Raw genomic sequence first — 24,393 nt, forward strand, 5'->3', positions numbered from 1 at the left:
CGAAAATTAAATTTTTCTCTCTACTTTTATTCACGCTGATAAGTTCCCTGAAAAGACTTGTCGCTCATTACTACGTTCAAAAAAGTTAAAATCGAAACCAAAAAACCATGAACAAAACGGCAAAAGCACCTGTGGCAGAAGCTGCTAATGGTGCAAAAAAAGAGGATCGATTGACCCGCTTCATTGAAAAAGTAAGAGCGGATCAAGAATCTATTAATCTGTTCTATGACGGAAAAATAACCAGGGATGAATTACATGCCAGAGGAGTTAGGTTCGTTTAAGGCCTATGATTACACCGTCGAATATCAAGGCGGTGACAAAGAATACTTTTTTCAAACTGAATCTGGCTTTTATTATTCCTGCTATTTCGCAGATGCTTCGGCCTATTTCAAAGAGTATCCGCTAGTAAAAGATGACATTGTAACCTTTGGATTAAAGCGAATCAGCCAATCCAAAGGTTTTTTTGTGGACAAGTATGACGCAAAAATTAAAGCAACGGTCTTCCAGATACTATGCCATGTCATCGACATGTATCCTGAAAGATCGATGTTGGTGATGTACGATACAACGGATGGCAGGCAACGAAACAGAAAAATCACATTTGCTCGCTGGTATACGGAATGTTGCAGGTTAATAAGCAAGAAGGTTACCAGGATTGCTATCAGCGGATCAAATATGTGGAGTGGCGATAAGTTTGATATGATGCTACTGGTACCCAATACCTGCTCAAAACTAGAACAGATAAAGCTTACTGCATTTGAAATCAGAGATGAGTTGATTTCAAAAGGGTATCCGCCTTCTCTTGAGTGCCGAATTGAATGTAAATGATTCCAAAAAAACTTGTCGGAATTTCGGACTAATTTGTATATTTGAGGAATGAAAAAGTTTGCTTCTGTTACAGAAGCCTTTGAGTGGTGGTGTAAGAGCATTTATCCTAGCTTGGCGCCTGATATTAAGAAGGGAAAATTTACAAGTGCTTGGAAAGACTACACTTATCAGCAAGGGATTTCTGAAAAAAGAATGAAGGAGATACTAACAGAATTTGGGAACGTAGATGTTCAGACGGTAGTCACTTTTACACCAAAATAAATTTTTTTACCCGAAATTAGTCGGAAAACTCGACTAGAATATGCAAAGAAAAAACCCGGATGCTTCTGTGACCAAACTTCAACACCCGGGCCAGTTTAATCAATTTAACAATCAAACTTTCGTAAATGTATGAACACATTTCAGAATTCAACAAACAATGCGGCCAACAATTCGAAAACGAATCTTTCGCAGAGTGAACAAGCGTTGCTGCAAGATGTCAGGGAGTTTTTTCAAACGGATAGCTGCTCGGAAATCATCGGTTCCATGAACTCGCTTGTCGAAGCGTCTCTTTTTGCAAAGGATTTGGAAAATGTTACTCCGAAAATGCGGGTAGACATTGCCAATCAACTCAGGGCGGCCACATTGCTTTCCAAACTCAATGAAAACAATCATCGCATTACGCCAGGATTTTATTGATTAGCATTCAAACGAAACCGAGGTTATTCCGATTAGACGGGATAACCTCGGTTTCGTTTGAAAAGCTCTATTATTATACTGCTTTTTTAATCGACGCCATCCCGAATGTAACCAAATGGATGACAGCGAAAATCAACGAAAAGTAGTAGATCCCAACATCCTCACCATCGGTCTGCACGTGATGGGCAAAAGCAATGATACCCAGCCCCACAGCCAGCGCCAGGCCTACCTGCGCGACGATTCTACTTCCCTTTAAAACAGAAGCAGGCAGTCGGTCGGATAGGAAACTGTTTTTGATACCGTACCAGAGATACACATCAAAGCCAATGATCATCCACACAAAAAGCCGGATCCAGGTATCCAATGGAAGAAAAGCCATCATGAAAAAGCACGTCGCCACGCCTAGGATCGGTACCAGCGGCACCAGTGGCGTTCTAAACGGACGGACTACATCAGGCATCTTTTTACGCATGACCATGATACCAACGCAAACCAGGATAAAGGCGAATAACGTTCCGATACTGGTCATTTCACCCACCACTCTCGCAGGAACAAAAGCAGCGAAAAGACTTACGAAAACAAGGAACATCGCATTGCTCTTCACCGGAGTCTGATACTTCGGATGAACGCTTGAGAATACACGTGGCAAAAGTCCATCTTTACTCATACTGAAAAATACACGGCTCTGGCCCAATAACATCACCAGGATCACCGACGCATATCCGCCAAGGATCGCTACAATAATAGCCCTGTTCAGCCAGGGATAATCCGGATGGATCACTCCCGATGCATCCGCGCTTCCCATGTGCTCGATCGCAACAGCAACCGGCGCAATACCGTCCTGTCCTTTAAAAGCAGTATAATTGGTAACCCCCGTCATCACGTGGGCAAAAAGAATGTAAAGAATAGTACAAATCACAAGCGAGCCCAAAATCCCGATCGGCATGTCCTTTTTAGGGTTTTTAGCTTCCTGGGCCGCAGTACTTACCGCGTCGAAACCAATATAAGCGAAGAACACAATGGCCGCAGCCCTAACGATCCCGCTAAATCCATATTCCCCGAATGTGCCTGTGTTTTCAGGAATGTAAGGTACATAGTTCGAATCATTGATGTATTTCCAGCCAAGGGTAATGAAAATAATCACTACAATCACCTTTAATCCTACGATCACTGCATTGACTTTCGCGCTTTCTTCTGTGCCTTTCATCAGAAGCAAGCTCATCAGGATTACGATAAAAATAGCCGGCAAATTGATGATACCTCCGTCCCACGGACCAACTGTGAGTGCCGTGGGTAAATGCACATCAAATCCTTCACAAAACTTGACTAAATATCTACTCCAACTAATACTTACTGTTGCCGCACCCACCGCGTATTCAAGCACCAAGTCCCAGCCGATGATCCAGGCGATAAATTCGCCCATGGTTGCATAAGAGTAAGTATATGCACTTCCTGCAACAGGAATCATCGAAGCAAACTCAGCGTAGCACAAACCTGCAAAAGCACAGCCCAAAGCCGCTACGATAAAGGAAATGGTAATTGCAGGACCAGCCTGATTGGCTGCTGCCCCTCCTGTAATGGAAAATAGCCCGGCACCGATGATCGCTCCGATCCCGAGTGCAATCAGACTACCAGGACCCAGGGTACGCTTTAACTGGTTTCCTTCACCTGAGGACTCTTGCATTAATTTATCAAGAGGTTTTTTAATCCAAATTTGACTTGCCATAAATACTGAGTTGGTGTTATGAGGATTTTGAAAGACCTATAAAACTAAAAGAAAAATTTGCTAAATACGTATCTGGACAAAATAAAAAAAGGGAGAGCACAAAGCTCACCCTTTTTTTATTCTTGTTCCTTAGGCTTTTACTTTCTTCGAAGCCGCCGGTGCTGCAGGATCTACAACCGTCAGTGCAGGCTCTTTTTTCTTCTCGCGTTGCAGCAAGTCAACCACAATGGGTGCCGCTACGAACAGTGACGAATACGTTCCCACGATCACACCCAGCAACATACAGAACGTAAATCCGCGGATTACCGCCCCTCCGAAAATCATCAGGACGATCAACACCAGGATCACCGAGATACCGGTTACCGCAGTACGGCTCAACGTACTGTTCAAAGCGTTATTAATAACTACTGAAAGGCTTTGGCCGCGTGCTTTGTCGTCTGCCAGGTAATCGCGGATACGGTCATAAATAACGACGGTATCGTTCATCGAGTAACCAATCATCGTCAGGATCGCCCCAATAAAAGCTTGGTCGATGTCCAACGACCATGGCAACCAGCCGTTAAAAAGAGAGAAGATGGCAAGGATAATCACCACGTCATGCAAAAGGGACATCACAGCACCGTAGCTGAACGCCACTCTTTTAAACCGGATCAGGATATAGATGAAGTTTGCTGCCAATGCAAGAAGCACCGCATAAACCGCTGACCATAAAGTATCTTTCGCCATCGTTGGCCCCACTTTATTTGAGCTTACGATCTTAGCAGGGTTATTCGCGATCTTCTTAGTGGCTTCTAAAACCTTCGCCTCAGCTTTCTGATCTGCTTCAGGCGTAGTTTCTTCGATCAGGTACGCCGTAGTGATTTTAACCTGGTCCTGGCCGCCAAAGGTCTTCACCTCGGTTGCCGAACCTAACACTTCATCCATATCGGTACGAAGCTGGTCAGCGTCCACTTTATCCTGAAAGCGGACTACGTAAGAACGGCCACCTTTGAAATCGATCCCCAGACCAAAGCCTTTAAAAATGAACGACCCGATTCCAATCGCAATGATGATGGAAGAAATTACGTAAAAACGGCGGCGCTGCGATACAAAATCGAAGTGGTTGTCTTTGAACCAGTTTTTGGTCAGACCCGTATAGAAATTGAATACCTTTCCTTTTTTAATCTGGTTTTCAAGCAACAGACGAGTGATGAAAATCGCGCTGAACAGGGAAGTTAACAAACCCAATACCAGCGTCGTGGCGAAACCCAATACAAGTCCGGTCCCAAAAGTGTAAAGGATGATACCTGTCAACAAGGTCGTAACATTGGAGTCGATGATCGCAGTTAAAGAATGTTTGAACCCGTCCCTGATCGCCTGAGCGAAAGGTTTCCCCGCCTCAATTTCAACCTTGATACTTTCATAAATCAGTACGTTCGCATCCACGGCCATACCGATCGAGAGAACGATACCCGCAATACCGGACAGCGTCAGAACCGCTCCCAAAGATGCCATCACTCCCAAAAGGAAGAACAAGTTGATCAAAAGCGCGATATCAGCGATCCAACCGGCCTTGTTGTAGTAAGCCACCATAAACACCAATACGATCAGCAGACCGATTGCAGACGACCAAAGTCCGTCGCTGATGGCCTCAGCACCCAAAGTTGAACCTACTACCGCCTCTTCCACAATGTGTGTCGGAGCTGGCAACTTACCCGCTTTCAACACGTTGGACATATCCTTTGTTTCTTCAACCGTAAAGCTACCTGTGATGCTTGAGTTACCGTTCGGAATCTCGCCTTGTACAGTCGGCGCAGTGTAAACCAGGTTATCAATGATGATCGCTACCGGGCGACCAATGCTGCGGGCCGTAAGTGAGCGCCACTTGCGGGCACCTTCGCCGTTCATACGCATCGTCACTTCCGGACGGCCACGGTCGTCGTAATCATGCGTTGCATCCACAATCACGTCGCCCTCCATGGCAGCTTCGCCATTTTGCTTTTTGATAAAATACAGAGGCAGGATCAATTGGTTAGCACCGGCTTCCGTCCCTTTGCGGTCCCACATGAAAACCAGGTCGGCCGGGAACAATGACCGAACCTCAGGGCGGCGAAGAATTTCTGCAGCACGGGCGGTATCTTTCAAATAAACACCCAGGCCTTGCGGCATTGGAACAAACAGGCTGGTCAATGCCGCAGTTTGCGCCGCCACTTTGGATGAATCCGACTGCGTAGAATCAGCAGCACTTTTCTGAGCAAGCTGCTCAGCCAGCCCGCCAGTTGTAGATTTTTTGGTAGTATCAACTTTTGCAGTTGCAGCAGCCGGTTTAGCAGCCGCTTTCTCGATTTCAGCTTGTTTCGTCAGATATTTACCCAAACCTTCCAGGCCTGCGCCCAATTCATTGGTCAGGTATACCTCAGCAAATTCCAGTTTCGCAGCTCCCGACAACAAACGACGTACACGCTCAGGGTTATCCACTCCCGGAAGTTCCACCAGTACACGGTTCTGTCCAGGCAGGCGCTGAATGTTTGGGTTGGTTACGCCGAATTTATCGATACGGGCTTGTGTGATCTGAAATGCTCGGTCGATAGAACCGTCGATCTCCGTGTTCAACATTTTAATTACCTGAGCGTCAGAAGAATTGCTACTGATCTTGCCGCGGTTGGCGCTGGTCGCAAATACCGAAGCCAGGCTGGAATTGGGCGCCGCTTCTTTGTAAGCAGCCACAAAACGATTGATAAAGCCGCTGTTGCTGGCAGACTTATCTTCGCCAGCTTTCTTTAATGCAGTTTGGAAAGCCGCGCTACGTGCGTTTCCTCCGGCCATTCCTTTCAGGATATCAGCAGGAGCAACTTCCAGAACCACGTGCATACCGCCTTGAAGGTCAAGCCCAAGGTTCAGCTCGCGCTCTGTCACTTCCTGCAAGGTATGTCCCAAATACACATCTTCACGCCAGAGTGAATCGATGTAATGTTGTTTTTTGGCTACATCTACCTCGCCTTTTGCATCAGTCGCATAAGCGGCTGCCTTGCTTTTGAAATTTCTGGAAACGAAAGTGAAGGAGAGATAATAGACGCTAATAAGGGCAATCACAATGGTTAACCCTATTATTCCATTTTTGTTGGTCATTGTATTTTATGAAAAAATTAAACTGATATGCTGACAGAAATACAGATTGAACCTGCCTGGAATCAGGCAGCGATTCGTTACAAAAAGATTATTGGGGGAGCTGGCAAAAGCCGGGAAACCTTGCCGCAGCAAGGGTCAGGGGGCGTTGGTGACTACAAACCTTCCGAAAATACGGTGAAAATAGGAGACCAGAAAAAAGGGCTCCTCAAAAGTAAACCGGACCACCGCTTTGCTGACGATGAACTGCCAGGCCGGTTGAGGTACAAAATAGAAGTAATGAGAAAAATCGAAAGAGATGGCCGGCGTAATCACCGCGTCGAGCGACAGCGTACTTACTCTGGCCTGATTGGAATCAGTGGATTGGGCAGCTTGCTTTTTAGAAAGGTCTTTGCTAAGTTCCTTTGTTTTGGAAGCGAATTGCTGAACAGTGTCAGCATGATCAGACCAGAAACGCGCTCCTGCTACCATCAAAAGCATGACGGCGAGCATTAAGCTGATTGTCTGGTTGATAACCCCTGCTGAGGAGCGCCTTACTGTTTTCACTTTCAAATACCTGTCCAGTTGAAGCCGCAAATTTTGTTTTAAAAAATCAGAATCGCAAACTATTTTTTTTACACGAAACGATATAAACATTCAAACATTATTTCGCCTTCCATGCATTTTCAGGTAAATAATATGTGCAAATGGTGCTACGACCTATTAACCGAAACAATAGCTACCCGACCAGCCTGGCATAACCCAGCCTCGGCGCAATGGTATTTTCATCGGCTAATTGTAAAACCGATGCTGCCGGATCCAGTTTCAATACAATGCTGTAATCACATTCCGCAGGAATAAACCAGCCGGCCAGCCAATTAGTAAGTGCATGAAAATCAGTATTTTGAATACAAGCTTCCAACTCCCCTTGTGTCGCCAATTGTATTTCTATCAGCAACTCGGCCTGATAAGTTTCAATTTCGCCGCCGAACATGGTATCCATGCCAAGCCTGGAATCCGTTAATCGCGCTTCGGAATCGAGTTTATATTTTTTACCAAAAATGCTTTTGATCTCCACCGGAAAATTCAGTACCAAAGACAAAACTTCGCTGGCCATCTCCATATCTCCCCGGGTTTCGGACACAAAAGGCAATACCGGGAGCAATTTTGCAAACATTTCCTGCGGTACCGATTCCGGAACCTGCCAGAAACTTTTCAGCTCTTCCAGCAAATACGAATCCGGGGCCAGCTCAAATGCACGTTGTTCAAGCTGCATGAGACTAACCCGGTTCAGAAAAAATTCCTGCTCCAATGGCAGGAAAAAAATCCTGGATTTCCGCTCCTTTTCCCGCTGTAACCTGATTTCGTCAACCTTGTTTTTTAAAGTATTGATCGAATTGGAAGAAGGTAAATGGAAAAGCTGCTCGGGCAAATAATCATAAATTCCGCTGCGGTTGGACTCAATAACCTGTCCTTTGAAGTTCCCAACTTCGCTTTCCGTCACCGCTTCCACATCCTGGTGGCTACGCCGCTTGAACGAACCGAGCGAACGAAACAGGATATCACCGGCAGACAGCCCGTCTTCCAGCCAGGAACTTGCGATAAACTCCGCCCTGAGATCAGCGGCTTGTTCTGCTATCATTTGAGCTTCTTAATTAGCGGTTAGCACCTGCACCGGATACATCCCGGTCGAAAGTTTCTGGATCTTCAATTGCAAAAGCTGGCAGGAGTTAGCCCAATCGGACTGATTACCAGCAGCAAACGAAGGTGTAAGCAACACCGACAAACAGCGCACAAAACCCTGACCGGGCATCGTGCCCTTTACGAAACCCGGTTTCACCTGAACGCCTTTAAGCCTGTCGCCCAATTCAGAGAAACAGAAAGTCTTGATATCTTCCAGCGTTACGAGTCTATTCCTGGTAATGATATTTTTCCGAAGCTCCTGCACATATTCCGTTTCATCCGGCTTGGGTTTGCCTCCCGACGTGCGCGTCAGCAGCACCATATCCGAGTTACTGATGCCCGTTGCGGCATACGATTGCAGCTTCGTCCCGGCGGGAAGCCCATTGGCCGATTCCGACAACGTGGTCCAATAAGAAACAAAAAGTACATCCGGGTTTTTCTCGCCTTTGATCACCAGAAAAGGCTGCGCGGTGGTTTCACTGGCCTTCTTCGCTCCCAGCTTCTGCTCTATCCGGGCCATATTCTGGCCGATTTCCCTTAATAAGGGCGCCAGAAAATCCTCACCGATCGCATTGAAAGCGGTTACCTCGTCACGAAGCAATTCCATCAATTGGTAAAGAACCGCCTTCGCATTTCGCTGGTCGAACCTGCCAACCCCTTGCTGGCGGAGGGTAAATACCTGTCCACCGTTATCCTCTCCGCCGTTTTGATTGGATCCCGAAGGAGCATATACCTGATTTTTCTGGTTGACCACCGTATTAATTCCCAAAAATGCGTCCGTCGAAGGCAACGCAACGCCATTCAGGCCCGATTGCAGGCGGTAGGTCAACTTATGCAATTGCTTGTTCAAAACCGGAAAGGCATTGATAGCGACAGTCATATTTTCAAAACCAGCGGCCGGAAAGGCATCAGGCCATTTCACCTTGATCCAAACCAGTTGCTTTTTGAGCATTTGCAGCGTCCGGTTGTCGAAAATCCTTTCGAATTCCGCCGGATAAGCTTCCGTTTTGATCTTGCCCTTTTCCCAGGAATCGGAGTTACTGATGCTTATAAAGCTGTTATCATACACCAGCTCATCGCTAATCGCCCCATCTTCCTGCAATCCAATAGCGTGTTCCAATGGTTGCTGGTTTCCTTCCCAAATCGTCAGCGGCAAGAACTCCTGGTACCTGAAAATGCCCGGGTCATTGATCCAATCAAAAAAGAAACGGAAACCTCTCCACGAAGTAATGCCTGGATCCACTTCCAGACCTACCCAAAGATTTTGATCCGCTCCGGGTTGCGGCCGTCCACTGGCTACCAGCGTTCGCGCGCCTTTTTCAATGCCGTAAATTGCATGGGGTGTCACATAATGGACGATGGCCGCATTCACGATCGGGTAGCGGGCAGCGGGCGAAAAGAAGATCTCAGAAGGCTCGCCTTTCCGCACCACATTGCGTTTGCAAACCAATTGCGTTTCTGGCTCAACCCATCCGAGCGGTTCCAGTGAACGTGCCTGCACTACTGCATGGGCTGGTTTGGGGGCGTTCCGGGTTTGTGGAGAAAGGATTTCCGCCAGCCGCATCATCAGCCGAAGCTCGGTACCCTGAATTTCCTGTCCCACTTTTTCAAACTCTACTGAGCAGGCTTCGATCAGGAGTTTGACCAGCGGGTCGAACTGGTCCAGGTGCGATTCGTCGTAGCCCCATAGCTCGGCGGAACGTTTTAACAAACGCCTGGATATATTTTCTTTGGAATAGAGTGGTTGATTCATAAGTAGTCAGGTAATAGTCAGATGTTACTGTCTCACACTAAGAACCCTTTGTCATGCTGAGCGAAGTCGAAGCACGTTTCTGCCTCGGCAGGATGCCTTTTTTGCATTGTGCCCAGCCAGTGGCTTGCTTCGACTTCGCTCAGTATGCCAAAAGGCATGCTTCGACTGCGCACAGCATGACAAATGGCTCTGGGTGACTTGGTTCGGCATCATTCAATCGACAACGGCGATATAAAAATCCTCTCAAAAAACACAAATGCCTCATTCGTGCGCTTGATCGTGGCTTTTACCTCCACACCAACCCGTTTTCGGACATAGTTGTTGGTCTTTGTCAAGACCTCAAATTCTTCTACTTCAACCCGGATCTTCGCATTGGTAAGTCTGGGCTCATACCTGCTTATCGCTTCTTCCAGCGACTCGCGGATCAGGTCTTTCCATTTGATCTGGGACAAAACCGCGAAGTCGTGTTCCCAAAGCGCGCAGCCATAAAAGCTGTCAAAGCGCGATTCGTCGAAATGCGTGACCATCAACAAGTACAAATGCTGATGGATCGCCTCTTTGTCCGAGCATTTCGGATGCGGCTGTCCCGCTATCAGCCGGTCAAGCGCCAGGGGTAATGCGTAGTTTTGTTCCTGCATAGCGGCGATTGCTAAAATGTGGTTGCATTAATGAAAGTGTATCTTATTTTTGTCTGCCAATAAAATCGTCCCCATTTCTCGATGAAACTGCCTTTCTTTAAAACTGTTACCCAACGTCTTCAGGTTTTATATGCAGTCGTAACCATTGCATTCCTTGTCGTCATTGGTTCTTTCGGTTTTTGGATCAGCGATTACCGCGATGCCTATCCCATGGCGATGACGAGTTTTCTGATTCTGGGCATTCTGCATGTTTATTTATTATCCCAATGGTTTGGTCCCCTTTTCGAAAACGGCTCCATCAAAGCGATTGGTTTTACATTATTAATATCTCTGCTGACTGCCTTCCTGCTTGTTTTTCTTTATCATAAACTGATTCAGGAATTGATGAAAGGCATTGGAATGGCCACAGCACTGATCGGTTTTCTGTTCCCTATCTTCGTTGCCAAAGTATACCAGAGCTACCTGGCAATTCCGCTCAGAGAATATAAAAAATGGTACTATCCGGTCGGCCAGCCTCTGCCGGATATGGATTTGCTGGATCTTTCGCGGGTGCTGGTTATCCAGTTTGAGTTTACCAAGCAATTCAACGAAAGTACTTTTACCAACTTTCGCGCCAAAGCGCCCAATGCTATGCTTTTCGGTGAGCTCTTTTTTATTTTCCTGAACGATTATAACGACCGCAATTCAGGAAGTCCGATCGAATATCTTAGCCCCGAAGGCAATCCATACGGCTGGTTATTCTACAAAAAAGGTCCCTGGTACAAGCGCCGCATATACATGGACCCTGATCTCACATTTCAGGCCAACAGCATTGTCGACAACGAAACCATCGTAGCCGTACGTGGCTAATTTAATCAATCATCGGCTACCATTGGTTTGGGCCATTCGATCAGCTTGCTTACTTCCGCCGAATTTGACAAAAAGTAATTGATTGGATTAAATGCCCCGCCGTCCCTTCTTGCGTAGGTCTGGCAAAAGTGATAATCTTCACAAATCAGGTTATGCACCAGCAATGCATGCTTTTTTACCCCAAATAAAAACCCGCGACTGGTCGACAGATTAGGGGCCAACGCGGTATTGTCCAAATGATCTTTCCGCAATGCGCCCCTGTTTTTAGCCGACATATAGATGTTGGTATAAAGAATGGACGCGAACTCTTCCACATTATCATACCTGAAACCAGGCACATCCAGCTTCACCATATCTACCTTTTTGTTCTTCATCCTCCTGTAAGCATGGACCAGCTCGTGCAATAGAAATTCATCCGCCCTGAACCCGGGCCCATTGCAGGACACTTTTCCGAAAACGTCGGGCGTGTAAATGATTTCAACCTGATTCTTTGCATTCCAGGTCGGCAAGGCCGCGGTTGCATTACACACCCTACTGAAATTGGGTGTGATGATAATCTGCCCGCTCAGTTCCCGGATCACCATGATCAGGCCATAACCCACCCAGCTGTTTTTTACAATTTCTTCCAGTGCGGCCAGTGTACCTGTTTCGTAGGCATTCAGGTCAAACCCGCTCCATCCAATCGGACCGGTACCGCTGCCTACGATGATATTTGGGGCATAATGAAAAGCAGGCATAAGACAACGGGTTAAACAAATACAAGTTTTTGACGGTATCCCTCCTCGTTCGGGCAATGGTAAGTGGTTTCATCATTTTCCCACATCACCGGCATGATGAACGTATTGGGCAAACCGCCGTTCCAGTCAAAATTGAAAAACCTGGCCCAGCCATTAGCCGGGTCCGGTGCGGACTGGAAAGATTCGTTATCGACCCGGGTATGTCCGTCAATATCCCTTACATCAATCACCATTGGAACCGGCAGATTTCCGGTCGATGGTCTGAAGGATCTGCGCCGGGTATTGGCGGTAGTCGGCGAGCCGGTCGAAATTGCGTTGATTGTTTGCCGCCTGCCGGGCAGGTGGGGCCTCAAACGGAGAAAGAACATCCGGCATTTGGGTGCGGAAATCATCCGGGCACCCAGAGCCGCCTTATATTCCAGCAATAAAGGCTGATTGGCCCCAATGTTACATCCGCGGATAAAAATGATCGGCTTCTTTTTCTGTACCCCAACAAATTTTTCTGCAAGCCGCACCGCCACTTCCGGCCTGACGCCCATTTTAGAAGCCAGGTCGACGACCGTCGATGTGCTGCTTGGTAGATGTGCATTTTGGGCCAAATGTGGAACAGCCGCCTTCGCCAATCGCCCCAGCTCGCCGATCACCCCACCGGTGGCGGTGAAGTTGGAGCCGGTCGCGAAAGGCATTAGCAGTCCATTTACACTCGATCCGTGAGAGACAATCAGGTGCATTACCTCACTCCTGCTGATGATATTGTCCAGTAATTGTTCCAAAGTGGTGAAACTGATGATCTGCCCTGTCGTGATCCGTCCCGGTCCCATCACGTCAAAGCTGCAACGCTGATAATATTCCGCCGCCAATTGCATACCCGGTCCGATGTGGACTACTGCATCTGCCATAAAACACGCTTTAATATTCTAAAACACCCCATCCTTTTCAGGCAACAGCCCCTGAAAAAGCATTGGCACTCACACCCAATGAAGTTGCAAACCCTACCCCTCCCGATGAAATGATCGCATAGCCATTTGCCTGTGTGGCAAGAGTAGTTGGCGGTGTCATCAGATTGAAGGGTATATCGGCCGCTTCGCCGATTACTTTGGGAAGGCCGAACAAAAGCAGATAAACACCATAACTGGCAAGCACCGGACTGCCCGAAATGAAATACATGGTACAGCTGCCCGCGAAATGCTGGGCTTTAAGGTTCTTTATCTTTTGGTCGTTCTTGTAGACAATCCCAATCGTTCCGGATGGCAATTCGGCGTGACTAAAACCCCCGTTTTCAAGCAAAAACTTAATTGCCTTCCCTAAAAGCTTATCCGCTTTTAAACCGGGTATCCCCACACTCAACCCGATTGAAAACCCCGCTATTGCAATTGGTCCCTCATATTTCGTTCCCGAACCGTTCTTAAATGTGATCGAACCCTCATAAAACCCTCCGCCTCCAACAGGAGAAGCTACGCTCGCTCCGGTCAGGCTTAAATTCGTAACAAACCATTCGGGAGATTCAAACAGTACCACAGGGTCGTGCGGAGGAATATTTTTCTTTTGAGGTTTTGATCCAAAAACATAAACCTCCACCGAGCGCCAGTAACCATCATCATTATTCGCGCCGCCCAGACTAGCTGAGTCTCCGTAAGCTGCCTCAATGTTAAATGTGGCCTTGTTGAAATTTCTTGCTATCGCAGTCTTAACAGCATGGCAGCGGTCCCTGGACAGGCTCAGGTTATCGTAACCTGCCGTCGTGCCGAGGTGACTGGCATAACCGTGAATGTCGATCCAGGCGTATGGCGAAACCAGCAAAGCCTCTTTCACTTCCGTTTCGATCCAGGCCTTATGCGAAGGCAATAGTTCGCTGTTACCTGTCCGAAAATTGGAAAGTCTTGCTGCAGCCAATGGCACCGAGCCACCTATATTCCCGGATATTTTCTGAACATCATATGCCATAGCTTTTGAAAAAATTAAGCTGAATGAACTGCGATAAAACGAGTTCGGAAAAATTTAGAAACCATACATGTCCTTCAATTCATCTGCGAATGACTTTACCTCCCAGAAGAAAATACCTCTTTTGATGGCACTGGCTGCATACGGACCACTCCAGAGATCATAAAACTTCTCTTCATGCACATAATGCTGGCCATCCCAAAGCGAGATATGCCGGTGACCCAATGCAATGATTCCTTTTCTTACCCCTAACTGTTTCACAAACCCTGCCCTGTCTCCCGCTCTGTAATTATCGACAGGCGGATACGCTTTACTCAGGTAAACAGTCATATCCACGACACTGAAAATATAATTGTCTCCATTTGCATCCTTCGCGCTGCGAACTTTCCCTTCCGCAAGAAGCGGCGACTTTGGCAGGTCGTCGGGTATCCAAAGACCCGACTTATTCATCGCATAGCTTAGCTCAATCGTACACGTTTCTTGATGATTACCAATGTAGGATTGTATTCCGCCCCCCATTTTCATGGACTCAATCGAGTGATAAGGGTGGTTGTTGAGCAATGTTTGAAAATCACAAAAAATCATAATTTTCTTAGTTAAAACGGCCGCCAACCGCAGTCAGCGGCCTGATAGGTCCTACCAGCGGTTGGTATGCGGGGTGCCAAATAACTTCACTTCTCTCGCAGACAAGGTAAGGCTCGTCGTCATCGGCATAGAGCCGGTTTCGATGAAGCTTTCGCTATATTGGACGCAGTAAACGTCCGTCAATTCCAGTTCTTTCTGGGTTTGCTCTTCGTCCACATTTTTGAATGTGATTTTCGCAGAAGATTTCTTCCCATCCGGATCCACCATCCATTCCCAAAGCCCCTGACTATCCGAAGCACTCGATGAATCTACCTGAATAAATACCGTCCCGCCATATACTTTGGAAGAAACACGGCCTTTATCGTCTATGGATTGGGACAAAGAATAGTTGCATGAAATAACGGCGATTCCGTCGCCTGAGGGACCACCGTCCCAGGTAAAGTACGCGTCAAAACTTGAAGCTGGCATAGTTGTAATTGGTTAAAAAGTGAAAGAAAAGATGATGGATATATTTAGTTTAACATGATTATTGCTCCTTTGATGGTCGTCGGTCCGCTGGCTTTCAGCTCCGCCGTAGCATCGCCTTCCACCGTCACCTGAGCGCCTTTTACATTCGCGCTGGCTGTTCCCTCCGCATTCAATTCGGTACCTGCTTTAATGTCGGTCGACGTGCCGCTTTCTATTTTAACTTCCTGATCGGCTTTGATGGAAATGCTTCCTGCCTGTACCTCAAATTTCGAATCGGCCTTCATCGTAATGTTATTGGATGCTTCCACATTCACGTCCTTGGATTTGAATTCGATCAACCCGTTTTCAACCTCCATGTGAATGATCCCGTCGTCTTTGAAACTGAATTCCAGAAATGTATCCAGCTTATTCCGGTTACTGATCTGTATTTTGGCATCACCGTCTTTGTCGATAAAAACCATCATGTTGCCTGACCGCGTGGCAATGACCTTGATATCATTATTATCATTGGTATAGGCAATATCCTCCGAGGGTTTGGGATAAAGGCTCGTCATCACGAAAGGATTCTCGGCCAGATTACCCTCATAACCCACCATCACCATCGAGCCTATTTCCGGCACAAAGTTCACACCCCGGCCTTCGGAGTTATGGAATGTCCCCACCCGCATCCAGATCGACTCCTGGTCCTGCTGGCGCGACTGGCTCCAGAAGAATTTCACCCGCACCCTGCCCAGGCTGTCGCTGTCGTCATTCGCGATCACCTCCGCCTGCTCGGTTTCGCCCAGCGGGTTTCTCACGTGCGGGTTATTGGGCGGATGCTGCGCTGACTCCGGCACGGCATTGAATGTATTCTGATAACTCCCGGCCGTATTGATCTCGTGGCGGATATGTACCACGCGATACTTTCCAAAATTCTCTTCATACTGCTCGCCCCGCTCATTTAACCGTTGCCCTTTTACCGTCAAAACCGTCCCCACACTCATCGTCGGCGTTTCGCCGCTGCCCCGGAAATCCACCATGGAAGTTACCCGGGCCGATTTTTCCATTTTTGTCAACTCATCCACCTCACTCTGCCCGCTGATAATTTCAGGAGAAGGCAGCAAGGATGTCTGCGCAAAAAGGGTATCCGACTGGTCCAGCGCGAACTCGCTCAGCGACGTCAGTCCGTCCACATTCTGCGAGCTGGATTGACCGGTATAGGCTTCGGGTATCGTATAGTTATATCCCTCAAAACTGAACTGCGACGGGTGCAGCTTCAATGCGACATCGAAATTCTGCAAGCCATCCACCAGGAAGTCAACCTCCTGATGATCATTCCCATGCCCCAGTACCAGTTCTTTACCATTGTAATAAAACCACTCGCAGCAACTATCGGCCACCCGGCTCAGGAATTTGTAATTGCTTTCATTGTATTGGGTAAAAGGCACCCTGCGCCCTCCGTTTTCAGGATTTAATTGTTTTCTTAAAAGGTTTTGCGGGTAAGGCTGCAACACCGTATTGAAAATATCCTGCACCGATCCTCTCAAAAAAGACCGCCTCTGCACCGAATCTTCCAGAACAATCGTCGGACTGTATCCTTTCAGCACAAATACACTGCTCATATCGCTCAAGCTCCGCAGCCGGATCTCGGTCACAATGCCCTGAAATGTGAAATCAAAAGAATCGGAACCCAGCCGCGGGCTGAATGAGAAAGTAATTTTCTTACCCATCACCGCCCGGTGCGATTTGTTAAAAAAATGCTCGCCCTCGTCCTCCAATTGATCAAAAGGTACCAGCAGCTCAAACCAGTGATGCGCAAACAAATCCTGCTCGATCACCAGGCCGAGGTGACGCTTGATCTCCTTGCCGCCTTCGATTTCAATGGAAGTGTTTACCTGTCGTGCCATTTAGCTTTTGATTTCGACCTGTCCGATTTTGACTGTCTGTGGCAGCAATACCAGCTCGTACACCAGGTCTGCATTTGCTTCTTTCAGGAAATAATCCTTTCCCCGATGCTTGGGCATATATGATTTGGCGTCAGGAACATGCGCCAGTGTTCGTCCCCTGATGGTGGTTGCTTTCGCCAGAAAAGACTCCCGGAACCCTACACAATAAGCATCCTCGAATTCCATTTTCCGGAGTACCTGCGAATCGTTGTCGTATTTGAATTCAATCTGGCCGCTTAGCTGCCGGTCATTTTTAAAGGCCCAATCATAGAGCAATGCAAAATCATCGTTCTGTTTGGGCGCGATCGTCATCCGGATCAGCCTTACCTTGGGTGCGTCCGTCGGACTGCCCCGCTCGTCGGCATTGCGATTGCACCCGTACGATACTTTTTTGACAAGAAATTCCTTGCCGTCCAGCGTAAAATGTGCTTCTACACCAATCGTAGCGTCCTGTTCGGCCATTGTTAAAAATTTTCCAGTTTCGCTTCGCTGACCTCCACACTCGAAGCCGTGATCGTCAGGCAGGTAATGAAATTCTGCAACCGGTTAGTCAAGGCTTTGTCCAGATCGTCGGTACCATCGTCAAACTCTTCCACAAACTCAATGCAAACAGCCTCTTTAAAATTAAGCGTCTTAAAAGACCCGAGTTCTCCAAATTGCTCCACCGCCAGGTCATATTTTTGCGACGGTTTATTGGCCCATTCGATCAGGAAGTCGTCCATGACCATTTCCAGCTCCATATACAAATGCGCCCATTGAATCGGCGAAGTGATAGACATCGCGTCGTCCACCGTCTGATGCAACTCAAACCGCATGAACATGACACTGTACTCGTGGTCGCCGTCGACTTTAAGAGTGCTGCTGAAAGCCATTATTGCTGCGCATACTCCGCCGCCCAGGCAGCCGCATCCAAATCATCCCCTTTTTGTCCCGTCAATGCGATCATGAAGTTTTTGGCAGGGAAATACGGCACCATGTGGATATCGAGGTATACCTTGTCTTTTTGATTTTTATCCTGCTCAAAACGCATCACGCTGAATTTCTCAATCAGTTTACCCGGGCCGGTCACACTATCCAAAAACTTGATAATCTGCTTTTTAAGATCGTTTTTGGTATTATAGTCAAAGTTTTCAAAAGCCCGGCGGTTCAGGAAGTCGATAAGTACTTTGGTAATATAATCGAACACCCGCACGACCGAGTAAGTTTGCAAACCCACATTGTCGCCGTTGAACAATGTTTTGGCCGAGAAAGCCATGACTTTGCTGTACTCGTTCACCATGGGGATCAGGCCCATTTTTTCAAGATCCGCGATTTCCGATTTTTTCAATGGAAAACGCACGCCATCCACCTCGCTCAATGTTCCGTGCTTTTTACCGGCTGCCACCTGCGACATCAGGGTTTTATAAAGGTTACCCGCCAAAGCAGTGGATGGTGGTATGTAAAGGTCTTCCTCTTCGCCCAGATCCGCATGCTTAGCCCTGCCTACCAGCCAGTTACAGGTCATCATCACATTGGATAAATGTGCCGAGCCGCCCGTCAGGTTGGCCGATTCGAAAAGCTCCATCACGTCCTCCGGCGCATCCAGATGCATGAAATCTGTGACGAGCATGGTTTTGTTTTTGTATGCCATTTTCGCCCATTTGTCTACCACTTTGCCCGAGCCGAGATACCCCGGCACATTCAGTATGGAGTAGTTTTCGCGCAAATCCAGACGGTCGTATTTTGCGGCAAGCTCTTCCCCCACAGCATCGATAAAAGTCGTCACGTCCAGGTCTTGCAACTGGTCCGGCGCCGCGTTCAGGAACGTTACGTTTTTGACTTTTTCCTGATCCGTATTCTTGAAAAACATCGCCACTGAGCGATATGATTGTTCCAGCGGGCGCAGCTCCTCAACCGCTTTCCCAAGGTTTTCTTTCAATAACTCGAATGCGGTATCTGCCTGTTTCTGGCCAATTTCGATCATTTCAGGAACCGAGTCCGCGCTGCTCAGCAGCTCCGACCAGAGTTCAAGCCGTTTTTTCAACTGCTGGCGCTCTTTCTTTTTATCGGCTTCTGTCAGGAATATTTTTTTTCGTGCTTTTTTCTCAGGATTGATGTTAGCCGCGCCTTCTATGATGGTCTCTACGAGATCGTAGCTTCCGTACTTGGCAAGAAGGGGCAGCCCGGTTTCCAGAGGTACTGCGGTGCGTTCCTTCAATGCGCCCTGAACCGGTGATGCATCTTCGTTTGTTTTTGCTCCGTTTGCCATGGGGTTATATTTTTATTTTTTTGAATGAATGATTGAATTGGTCGCCGATGCGGCCGGTGAATTTTGAGTTAACTCATTCTTTTCACCCCGCTTCTTCCAGCTCGTTGATCAGCGTTTGGAACACTCCTAATAATGCGGCTTTCGCCTCCGGCTTTTCCAATGCGGCTTTCAGGATTTTGTTTACCTTCAAATGCCTCACTACCTGCTGGTAGGCTTCATTTCTGGCGTCCAGGTCCTGTAAAAACGCACTCTGCGCGATGATGCCTTTTTTACCAAAATCACCCAGATTTTTAAACCTGAAATTTTCGTTGATAAAACTTCCGTCCTGTGTGATGAACTCCACTTCGGCTTCGGGCTGGTAATGCGCAAAAACTTCCTCCGTCGTTTTCAGGTCATACACCATTTCCGGCCTCGGAGAAGGGTCGCCGGTTAATTGCGTTGCAAAAAGGGTCCTGTTTTGTGGAATGTCCGCGATACCCTCACTCGACTGGTCGATCTTGCGTTCATTTCCGCCTATTCCGTAGTTGAACATAACTGTATATGGTTAAGGTTAATCTTGTTAATACTTTCTTATTCAGCCAATTAAAACCGTCGGACAACCGATGACAATGCTGCCTCCATGTGCGGTGGTGTCCCCCATCCTCGCAGCAGGTTTCCCTCCGATCAAAACCGTGGTGGAACCCATCGCGATCACATCTGGCGGCCCGACGCACACGCACATGTCACCGACGCAAGCCGCAGGCGTTCCGCCGATGAGTACAGTAGGCCCGCCCGGAGGCAGTATCGGTCCGCCTACGTGCGGCACCGGCGGCACCCCCGGCGTTACCATGGGGCATACATGCATATCCCCGACTCTCGCTGCTGGCTGTCCCATTATTTCCCTTTCGCGGTTTTAAAATCAAAAATGCTGCTGACCGAAACGCCTATCCCCACTGCCGCCGCGCCGATCGAGATGAAAACGCCCGGCTTCGCGTAGCTTGTAAAACCTTCTGCATCAGCGATTTTATTCTTGTAATCCTTATAATCCTTGTTGAGCATGCTATAAGTCACCGCGCCAAATGCCAATGCTGCCACGCCCGCGCCCAGCTTGATCGCGCCCCATTTCCGGGCTTCTTTCGCCCGCGCCTGACTGATTTCGCTCAGTTGCTGTGACAGACGGTCGGTTTGCTGGGTGCTGGCAGGTTGCGCTGTCGCAGTCCGTTTTTCCGCAGGCTGCTGGGCTACTGCCGGGTCTTTTTTCTTTGACAAAGAATCGTAAGCGGCTGATGGCTTGGGCGCTACCGGCGCAGCTTTCGCATTTTCGGCGGAGTTGAATGCTACGCTTGTCAGTGACACGATCCAGTCATTTCCTGACTTGTCGGCGCGCAGCTCGGCTACGCGGGAAACCGGTGCATAAGGTGTGTTGTCCCGGTTGCTTTTACCCTTAAAATGTTGGGTATAAGAAACTTTCACGAAAGGGTATTTATCAAATTTCACATCGCCTACCACGAGATTGGTGAATTCGACGGTATTGGTTTCGGTTTTGGTATAAAACAGGTCGAAGTTGCTCAGGTACTTTTCAATCGGTGTGTCCAGTCCAGGCGCGCTGCCTTTTACTTTCGGGTCGGTATCGTCTTCCACGATCACGCCGTCATTGGTGAAAATCTGGTCATTGCTGGGCATGTAGCTGTTCATCATCAGGTACCTGCGCTCGTAATTGCTCAGATCTTCGTTGGCGATCGCATTCAGCAGGTCATTCAGGCCTTTTACTTTTTCCCTGGCGAGCACCCGTATTTCGTCCGCATCTTTCCGGCTCAATGTTTGTGCAAATCCCTGTCCCGCAAAAAGCAGCCCCGCTACCAGGAGGAAATTCCATTTCAGGTTTGTAAAATTTTTCATTGTGTATCAATCAGATTTCAATTACTTGTTTCCTGTATATCAATTATTTGCACTTCCACCCGCCGGTTTTTCCGCCTGTTTTCCTCAGTATCATTCGGCACCACCGGATGCTTGCTGCCGACGCCCTCGCCGTCGATGATTCGCTCCGGGACACCCTTGTTCACCAGGTATCGCGTGATCACCCGCACCCGGTATTCGGATAATGTTGTATTCAAATTCGGGTTGCCCACATTGTCGGTGTGCCCGGTAATCTTCAATCCTTTTCCCTTATTTTCAAGAATATAGCTTGCCACCGAATCCAGGTAAGTCCGTGATTGCATGGGCAGTTTGTAGTCACTTTTAGGAAAATAGAGCGTCTTGTCGGAAGCGGTGATTCCGGTTTTTCGTACTGGTCTTTCAGCCGTCGAACTTGCAGCAGATGCTCCCGTGGCAGGCGACCCCGCGGCAGGTGCACCTGCATCCCCCGCGATTGGTCTCACTGCAACCGGCGCTGACAATTCCCGCTCGGGTATCCGCAATGATTTTAATGTTAATCCTTCCTTCAATGATGCCACCGCCGTACTGAAATCGCTCTGATTCGCGCCGCTCACACCCAGCTTGTACGATTTTCCAGGAGAAACTTCCGCATAATAATGTCCGTCATTGATCCGGTTCCAGGGTATCACCGACTTGCTTTCTTCCATCAGCTGCACCTGCATGCCTGTTTTGGCATTGATAATGTTTACCGATAAAATGGTATGCATCCGGTTCAGCTTGATGATGTAGGTACGCGGCTCCTCATCGGTTTTATCCAAAATTAAATTCCCATTATATGCCTGGTAGCCAGCCGCTTTCACCTCCATCGCCACAATATCTTTTTCCGTAAAAACAATCTCCGCCGAAGGTTTCGAAACCAGCACATGGAAACAGTCCTTCTTTTGTTTTTGGGTAAAATAAAGACAGATCTCCGCCGGCAGTGACTGGTTGGTAACCGCATCTTTCACTTCAAATCTTCTGATGATCGACGTCTGCGCCCTGACGGTATCCTTCAATTCAAAATGCGTCTGCTCCGATTGCGCATAAGGCTCGTCGCTGGTTTGCTTGCCGAGCGGCATCAATGCAAAATTCACAAAATACGTCCCTTCCAGCTTGGAATCGGCATTCAGCGGAATGTGCAGCGACTGGTGCTTACCCGCCTCAATGGTGATCATCGACACATTGCAGGGCATTTCCACATTGAAAACCCCCGAAGAATCCGCCTTGCCCAGCCGCACTTTTCCCTGGTCGGTTTTTGCCGAGATCGTCGCTGCCAGCGGTACAGTTCCGGTGATTTCTGTCACCTTGCCGGCCAGGAAGCCACATTGTGCATGGAGCGAGGTCCAGGCCACTGCCAACAGTTTAGCCAATAAAAACCGAGTGTATTTCATTGTCCTTCACTGGTTTCGACACCTATATTTCCAAGCAATACCTGCCAGTTTACCGTATCTTTTCCGTCGACGGTTTTCTGATACGATTCCAGTTTCACACGAATGTTTTTCTTCGTGATATCCCCGTAAGCCACTTTTCCGTTGGCCGCAAATCCCTCAAAAACCTGCTGCGCCGCGATCGTACCGTAGTAATTTCCATCAGCCTCCTGTTTCAGTTCGCTCACATATTTGACCTCATTCCAGGTAATGTTGATCTTGCTGTAAGGCAGCAGTTTCAGCCGGTTGAGATATTCTTTGACAGGATATTTCTTCACGCCTTTGGATGAGCTGACCGCTACCGTCGCCTGCGGCTCAAACAAGCTAAGAGCCTGTTGTACAGCCCTATTTTTGTCCTCCGACTTCAAACTTTTGTCCCCGATAATCCGCAGATAGGAGGTGAATTCATCCACGCGCCGGATGCCTTTCGCACTATAATCCTTGTACTCCTGGTCAGACAAAAATGGCTTTGCCGGTTCTTTCGGCGGCGCGGGTTTTTCCTGTTTCGCTGCCACAGGAGCTGGTTGTGGTTTAGGCTTTTCCTGCTCCTTTCTTTCGATCTCCCGCTCCTTTTTCTCGATCTCTTTGTGGGCCAGCGCCAGCAGCGGCGCCACGTCCACCACATCCCGCAGGATTTCATGCCGGCCGTCGCGGTAAATCACTGCGGCCACTTCCTCTTTGTTGATCGATGCCGGGTTATTATCCGTCGTCAGGTAGTTGATCACTTCATCACTTTCGTAGGAAATGGAGCCTGCAATCACCGTCAGCGGGACGCTTTTTACAATGATATCCTGGGTCACATTCCGGGGCGGCGATTTATAAAATGCTTCGATCTGCGACTGCGCCTTGTTGGTATTTTCATTTAATTCAGAAATGACCATAAACTGCCCGCTGGCCGAAAAAACCACCAGAAAACGCTTTCTATTGTAAATTCTGGGGATACCATCGGCGGCGACCCATTCCAGCTTACTATCCATGGCGCGGCTCAGCTTCGCCTGCACCGGATTACCATTATCCAGCCAGATACGATCCTGCGCCATCGAGCAGCATGTGGTCAAAACCAGTAAAAGTGTATAGGTGTATTTCATCATTTCGTGTTATTTATCATAAGCTACCAGGCTTATTGTCAATTCTTTACCGTTCAGCACCTCGATCCTGAGCTTGCCCAACCGCCCGCTGCCCGTTTTGTAGGCGATCACCGTATTGGCAGTGGTGGTATTCATCAAAATCGATAATGCGTCGGCTTTGTAATCCGTGATATTCAGCAGGTTCAGGTAGGTAATGTTGTTAAAATCAAGAATCCCCATACTCTTGAATACTGCCCCGCCAACCGGCGTAAGACTGAGCACAGTACCTCTTCCGGAAATGTCGAAAGTCTCCATCGTCAGGTCTGTCTGCGCATCGCCTGTCGCAACAATTTTCCCTTCATCGAGATCGTAAGGTGCCGGGCCGCTTAATGTGACTTTCACCGATGTCTTATTGGTAAAAATGGTCGGTTGGTCGGCAGTTTTTACATTCACTGCCGGACCGTAACTCATCCCGCCACCTTCATTTCTCGCATAAATCGCCACATAATATTGCGTGTTCGCCGTCAGCCCGGTGATCTTCTGGTTTTGAATGCTGATGGGCAATGTTGCGGTGGTACCCAGCTTCACCACCGGGCTCGACTGCACATCCAGGTTCTGGTTAGTACCGTAAACCAGCCCATACTCCTTAATTTCGCCACTTTTCTTCTCCTGACGACTGTTCTTAAAGTTCGGCTTCTCGATTTTACCATTCACCGTTATTTCATTCCTTTTCACCTCCACAATTTCCAATGCAGGAATCACCGGCGGAAGCGGATCGACAGGCGAGAACATATTACAGGACATCAAAAGGCCCGGCAACAGGATCACAACATGGCGAACAGGATTATTTTTCATATTGATCA

At 48.1% G+C, this 24,393-nt stretch carries 26 protein-coding genes; 5 read left to right on the forward strand and 21 right to left on the reverse strand.

All coding sequences use genetic code 11. The features are described from left to right. The first annotated feature begins 107 nt into the window (after positions 1 to 107). The 4 genes from AC1XUF_RS19090 (at position 108) to AC1XUF_RS19105 (ending at position 1,506) form a co-directional block, all read left to right on the forward strand. Positions 108 to 281, forward strand: coding sequence for a hypothetical protein (locus AC1XUF_RS19090; protein ID WP_483343418.1), 174 nt, complete (start codon positions 108 to 110; stop codon positions 279 to 281). Beyond that, entirely contained in the window at positions 247 to 828 is a 582-nt protein-coding gene (locus tag AC1XUF_RS19095) for a hypothetical protein (protein WP_483343419.1), read from the forward strand. Before AC1XUF_RS19090 ends, AC1XUF_RS19095 begins: the two co-directional genes overlap by 35 nt. Positions 829 to 876: 48 nt before the next feature. After that, positions 877 to 1,089: a hypothetical protein gene (locus AC1XUF_RS19100; protein ID WP_483343420.1), complete on the forward strand. Its 213-nt coding sequence runs from the start codon at positions 877 to 879 to the stop codon at positions 1,087 to 1,089. A gap of 129 nt (positions 1,090 to 1,218) precedes the next feature. Beyond that, positions 1,219 to 1,506, forward strand: coding sequence for a hypothetical protein (locus AC1XUF_RS19105; protein ID WP_483343421.1), 288 nt, complete (start codon positions 1,219 to 1,221; stop codon positions 1,504 to 1,506). Between the two features lie 73 nt (positions 1,507 to 1,579). On the opposite strand, the gene AC1XUF_RS19110 is transcribed toward AC1XUF_RS19105, so the two are convergent. The 6 genes from AC1XUF_RS19110 to AC1XUF_RS19135 all read right to left on the reverse strand — a co-directional run bounded on the left by AC1XUF_RS19110 (position 1,580) and on the right by AC1XUF_RS19135 (position 10,390). Then, entirely contained in the window at positions 1,580 to 3,232 is a 1,653-nt protein-coding gene (locus tag AC1XUF_RS19110) for an amino acid permease (RefSeq protein WP_483343422.1), read from the reverse strand. Positions 3,233 to 3,361: 129 nt separating this feature from the next. After that, the gene (gene secDF / locus AC1XUF_RS19115) at positions 3,362 to 6,340 is read right to left on the reverse strand and encodes a protein translocase subunit SecDF (RefSeq protein WP_483343423.1); all 2,979 of its coding nucleotides are present in this window, start codon (positions 6,338 to 6,340) and stop codon (positions 3,362 to 3,364) included. A gap of 135 nt (positions 6,341 to 6,475) precedes the next feature. Continuing rightward, positions 6,476 to 6,883, reverse strand: a complete 408-nt coding sequence (locus tag AC1XUF_RS19120) for a hypothetical protein (protein WP_483343603.1) — start codon at positions 6,881 to 6,883, stop codon at positions 6,476 to 6,478. A gap of 172 nt (positions 6,884 to 7,055) precedes the next feature. Continuing rightward, positions 7,056 to 7,958 (reverse strand): type VI secretion system baseplate subunit TssG, encoded by a 903-nt coding sequence (locus AC1XUF_RS19125; protein ID WP_483343424.1) that lies wholly within the window; start codon positions 7,956 to 7,958, stop codon positions 7,056 to 7,058. A gap of 9 nt (positions 7,959 to 7,967) precedes the next feature. Next, on the reverse strand, positions 7,968 to 9,752 hold the full coding sequence (locus AC1XUF_RS19130; RefSeq protein ID WP_483343425.1) for a type VI secretion system baseplate subunit TssF: 1,785 nt from the start codon (positions 9,750 to 9,752) through the stop codon (positions 7,968 to 7,970). Between the two features lie 209 nt (positions 9,753 to 9,961). Then, positions 9,962 to 10,390 (reverse strand): GPW/gp25 family protein, encoded by a 429-nt coding sequence (locus tag AC1XUF_RS19135; protein ID WP_483343426.1) that lies wholly within the window; start codon positions 10,388 to 10,390, stop codon positions 9,962 to 9,964. An 81-nt stretch (positions 10,391 to 10,471) separates the two neighbouring features. Between AC1XUF_RS19135 and AC1XUF_RS19140 the strand changes: the two genes are divergently transcribed. After that, the gene (locus AC1XUF_RS19140; RefSeq protein WP_483343427.1) at positions 10,472 to 11,239 is read left to right on the forward strand and encodes a TssN family type VI secretion system protein; all 768 of its coding nucleotides are present in this window, start codon (positions 10,472 to 10,474) and stop codon (positions 11,237 to 11,239) included. Between the two features lie 5 nt (positions 11,240 to 11,244). On the opposite strand, the gene AC1XUF_RS19145 is transcribed toward AC1XUF_RS19140, so the two are convergent. From AC1XUF_RS19145 to AC1XUF_RS19215, 15 genes are all read right to left on the reverse strand, one after another. Further along, on the reverse strand, positions 11,245 to 11,976 hold the full coding sequence (locus tag AC1XUF_RS19145) for a hypothetical protein (RefSeq protein ID WP_483343428.1): 732 nt from the start codon (positions 11,974 to 11,976) through the stop codon (positions 11,245 to 11,247). Between the two features lie 11 nt (positions 11,977 to 11,987). After that, on the reverse strand, positions 11,988 to 12,875 hold the full coding sequence (locus AC1XUF_RS19150) for a hypothetical protein (RefSeq protein ID WP_483343429.1): 888 nt from the start codon (positions 12,873 to 12,875) through the stop codon (positions 11,988 to 11,990). A 37-nt stretch (positions 12,876 to 12,912) separates the two neighbouring features. Beyond that, positions 12,913 to 13,920, reverse strand: a complete 1,008-nt coding sequence (locus AC1XUF_RS19155; protein ID WP_483343430.1) for an OmpA family protein — start codon at positions 13,918 to 13,920, stop codon at positions 12,913 to 12,915. A gap of 54 nt (positions 13,921 to 13,974) precedes the next feature. Continuing rightward, positions 13,975 to 14,502 carry a T6SS effector amidase Tae4 family protein gene (locus AC1XUF_RS19160; RefSeq protein ID WP_483343431.1) on the reverse strand — a complete coding sequence of 176 codons (528 nt, stop codon included), beginning with the start codon at positions 14,500 to 14,502 and terminating at the stop codon, positions 13,975 to 13,977. A gap of 51 nt (positions 14,503 to 14,553) precedes the next feature. Beyond that, a complete protein-coding gene (gene tssD / locus AC1XUF_RS19165) occupies positions 14,554 to 14,970 on the reverse strand; it encodes a type VI secretion system tube protein TssD (RefSeq protein ID WP_483343432.1) in 417 nt (138 codons plus the stop codon). 44 nt (positions 14,971 to 15,014) lie between these two features. Beyond that, positions 15,015 to 16,856, reverse strand: a complete 1,842-nt coding sequence (locus AC1XUF_RS19170) for a type VI secretion system Vgr family protein (protein ID WP_483343433.1) — start codon at positions 16,854 to 16,856, stop codon at positions 15,015 to 15,017. Continuing rightward, positions 16,857 to 17,357 carry a type VI secretion system tube protein TssD gene (gene tssD / locus AC1XUF_RS19175; RefSeq protein ID WP_483343434.1) on the reverse strand — a complete coding sequence of 167 codons (501 nt, stop codon included), beginning with the start codon at positions 17,355 to 17,357 and terminating at the stop codon, positions 16,857 to 16,859. Between the two features lie 2 nt (positions 17,358 to 17,359). Beyond that, on the reverse strand, positions 17,360 to 17,767 hold the full coding sequence (gene tssD / locus AC1XUF_RS19180; protein ID WP_483343435.1) for a type VI secretion system tube protein TssD: 408 nt from the start codon (positions 17,765 to 17,767) through the stop codon (positions 17,360 to 17,362). Then, the gene (locus AC1XUF_RS19185) at positions 17,767 to 19,143 is read right to left on the reverse strand and encodes a DUF5458 family protein (RefSeq protein ID WP_483343436.1); all 1,377 of its coding nucleotides are present in this window, start codon (positions 19,141 to 19,143) and stop codon (positions 17,767 to 17,769) included. Before AC1XUF_RS19185 ends, tssD (AC1XUF_RS19180) begins: the two co-directional genes overlap by 1 nt. Positions 19,144 to 19,225: 82 nt before the next feature. Further along, positions 19,226 to 19,675, reverse strand: a complete 450-nt coding sequence (locus tag AC1XUF_RS19190; RefSeq protein WP_483343437.1) for a hypothetical protein — start codon at positions 19,673 to 19,675, stop codon at positions 19,226 to 19,228. 42 nt (positions 19,676 to 19,717) lie between these two features. After that, entirely contained in the window at positions 19,718 to 20,017 is a 300-nt protein-coding gene (locus AC1XUF_RS19195; protein ID WP_483343438.1) for a PAAR domain-containing protein, read from the reverse strand. Further along, positions 20,017 to 21,021 (reverse strand): hypothetical protein, encoded by a 1,005-nt coding sequence (locus AC1XUF_RS19200; RefSeq protein WP_483343439.1) that lies wholly within the window; start codon positions 21,019 to 21,021, stop codon positions 20,017 to 20,019. Before AC1XUF_RS19200 ends, AC1XUF_RS19195 begins: the two co-directional genes overlap by 1 nt. A 17-nt stretch (positions 21,022 to 21,038) precedes the next feature. Next, positions 21,039 to 22,427: an OmpA family protein gene (locus tag AC1XUF_RS19205; RefSeq protein ID WP_483343440.1), complete on the reverse strand. Its 1,389-nt coding sequence runs from the start codon at positions 22,425 to 22,427 to the stop codon at positions 21,039 to 21,041. Beyond that, positions 22,424 to 23,554, reverse strand: coding sequence for a hypothetical protein (locus AC1XUF_RS19210; RefSeq protein ID WP_483343441.1), 1,131 nt, complete (start codon positions 23,552 to 23,554; stop codon positions 22,424 to 22,426). Before AC1XUF_RS19210 ends, AC1XUF_RS19205 begins: the two co-directional genes overlap by 4 nt. Before the next feature lie 6 nt (positions 23,555 to 23,560). Continuing rightward, positions 23,561 to 24,385 carry a fibronectin type III domain-containing protein gene (locus AC1XUF_RS19215; protein ID WP_483343442.1) on the reverse strand — a complete coding sequence of 275 codons (825 nt, stop codon included), beginning with the start codon at positions 24,383 to 24,385 and terminating at the stop codon, positions 23,561 to 23,563. Positions 24,386 to 24,393 lie beyond the last annotated feature (8 nt).

The organism is Dyadobacter sp. HNCC25DJ185, assembly GCF_056895195.1.

What these genes read in the sequence shown, in the direction of transcription:
- AC1XUF_RS19140 (WP_483343427.1), top strand. Translation starts at nt 10,472, where the DNA reads ATGAAACTGCCTTTCTTTAAAACTGTTACCCAACGTCTTCAGGTTTTA.
- AC1XUF_RS19095 (WP_483343419.1), top strand. Translation starts at nt 247, where the DNA reads ATGAATTACATGCCAGAGGAGTTAGGTTCGTTTAAGGCCTATGATTAC.
- AC1XUF_RS19105 (WP_483343421.1), top strand. Translation starts at nt 1,219, where the DNA reads ATGAACACATTTCAGAATTCAACAAACAATGCGGCCAACAATTCGAAA.
- AC1XUF_RS19210 (WP_483343441.1), bottom strand. Translation starts at nt 23,554, where the DNA reads ATGATGAAATACACCTATACACTTTTACTGGTTTTGACCACATGCTGC.
- AC1XUF_RS19155 (WP_483343430.1), bottom strand. Translation starts at nt 13,920, where the DNA reads ATGGCATATGATGTTCAGAAAATATCCGGGAATATAGGTGGCTCGGTG.
- AC1XUF_RS19190 (WP_483343437.1), bottom strand. Translation starts at nt 19,675, where the DNA reads ATGTTCAACTACGGAATAGGCGGAAATGAACGCAAGATCGACCAGTCG.
- AC1XUF_RS19100 (WP_483343420.1), top strand. Translation starts at nt 877, where the DNA reads ATGAAAAAGTTTGCTTCTGTTACAGAAGCCTTTGAGTGGTGGTGTAAG.
- AC1XUF_RS19160 (WP_483343431.1), bottom strand. Translation starts at nt 14,502, where the DNA reads ATGATTTTTTGTGATTTTCAAACATTGCTCAACAACCACCCTTATCAC.
- AC1XUF_RS19215 (WP_483343442.1), bottom strand. Translation starts at nt 24,385, where the DNA reads ATGAAAAATAATCCTGTTCGCCATGTTGTGATCCTGTTGCCGGGCCTT.
- tssD (WP_483343432.1), bottom strand. Translation starts at nt 14,970, where the DNA reads ATGCCAGCTTCAAGTTTTGACGCGTACTTTACCTGGGACGGTGGTCCC.
- AC1XUF_RS19135 (WP_483343426.1), bottom strand. Translation starts at nt 10,390, where the DNA reads ATGCAGGAACAAAACTACGCATTACCCCTGGCGCTTGACCGGCTGATA.
- AC1XUF_RS19200 (WP_483343439.1), bottom strand. Translation starts at nt 21,021, where the DNA reads ATGAAAAATTTTACAAACCTGAAATGGAATTTCCTCCTGGTAGCGGGG.
- AC1XUF_RS19205 (WP_483343440.1), bottom strand. Translation starts at nt 22,427, where the DNA reads ATGAAATACACTCGGTTTTTATTGGCTAAACTGTTGGCAGTGGCCTGG.
- secDF (WP_483343423.1), bottom strand. Translation starts at nt 6,340, where the DNA reads ATGACCAACAAAAATGGAATAATAGGGTTAACCATTGTGATTGCCCTT.
- AC1XUF_RS19170 (WP_483343433.1), bottom strand. Translation starts at nt 16,856, where the DNA reads ATGGCACGACAGGTAAACACTTCCATTGAAATCGAAGGCGGCAAGGAG.
- AC1XUF_RS19090 (WP_483343418.1), top strand. Translation starts at nt 108, where the DNA reads ATGAACAAAACGGCAAAAGCACCTGTGGCAGAAGCTGCTAATGGTGCA.
- tssD (WP_483343435.1), bottom strand. Translation starts at nt 17,767, where the DNA reads ATGGCTTTCAGCAGCACTCTTAAAGTCGACGGCGACCACGAGTACAGT.
- tssD (WP_483343434.1), bottom strand. Translation starts at nt 17,357, where the DNA reads ATGGCCGAACAGGACGCTACGATTGGTGTAGAAGCACATTTTACGCTG.
- AC1XUF_RS19195 (WP_483343438.1), bottom strand. Translation starts at nt 20,017, where the DNA reads ATGGGACAGCCAGCAGCGAGAGTCGGGGATATGCATGTATGCCCCATG.
- AC1XUF_RS19130 (WP_483343425.1), bottom strand. Translation starts at nt 9,752, where the DNA reads ATGAATCAACCACTCTATTCCAAAGAAAATATATCCAGGCGTTTGTTA.
- AC1XUF_RS19145 (WP_483343428.1), bottom strand. Translation starts at nt 11,976, where the DNA reads ATGCCTGCTTTTCATTATGCCCCAAATATCATCGTAGGCAGCGGTACC.
- AC1XUF_RS19185 (WP_483343436.1), bottom strand. Translation starts at nt 19,143, where the DNA reads ATGGCAAACGGAGCAAAAACAAACGAAGATGCATCACCGGTTCAGGGC.
- AC1XUF_RS19150 (WP_483343429.1), bottom strand. Translation starts at nt 12,875, where the DNA reads ATGGCAGATGCAGTAGTCCACATCGGACCGGGTATGCAATTGGCGGCG.
- AC1XUF_RS19110 (WP_483343422.1), bottom strand. Translation starts at nt 3,232, where the DNA reads ATGGCAAGTCAAATTTGGATTAAAAAACCTCTTGATAAATTAATGCAA.
- AC1XUF_RS19125 (WP_483343424.1), bottom strand. Translation starts at nt 7,958, where the DNA reads ATGATAGCAGAACAAGCCGCTGATCTCAGGGCGGAGTTTATCGCAAGT.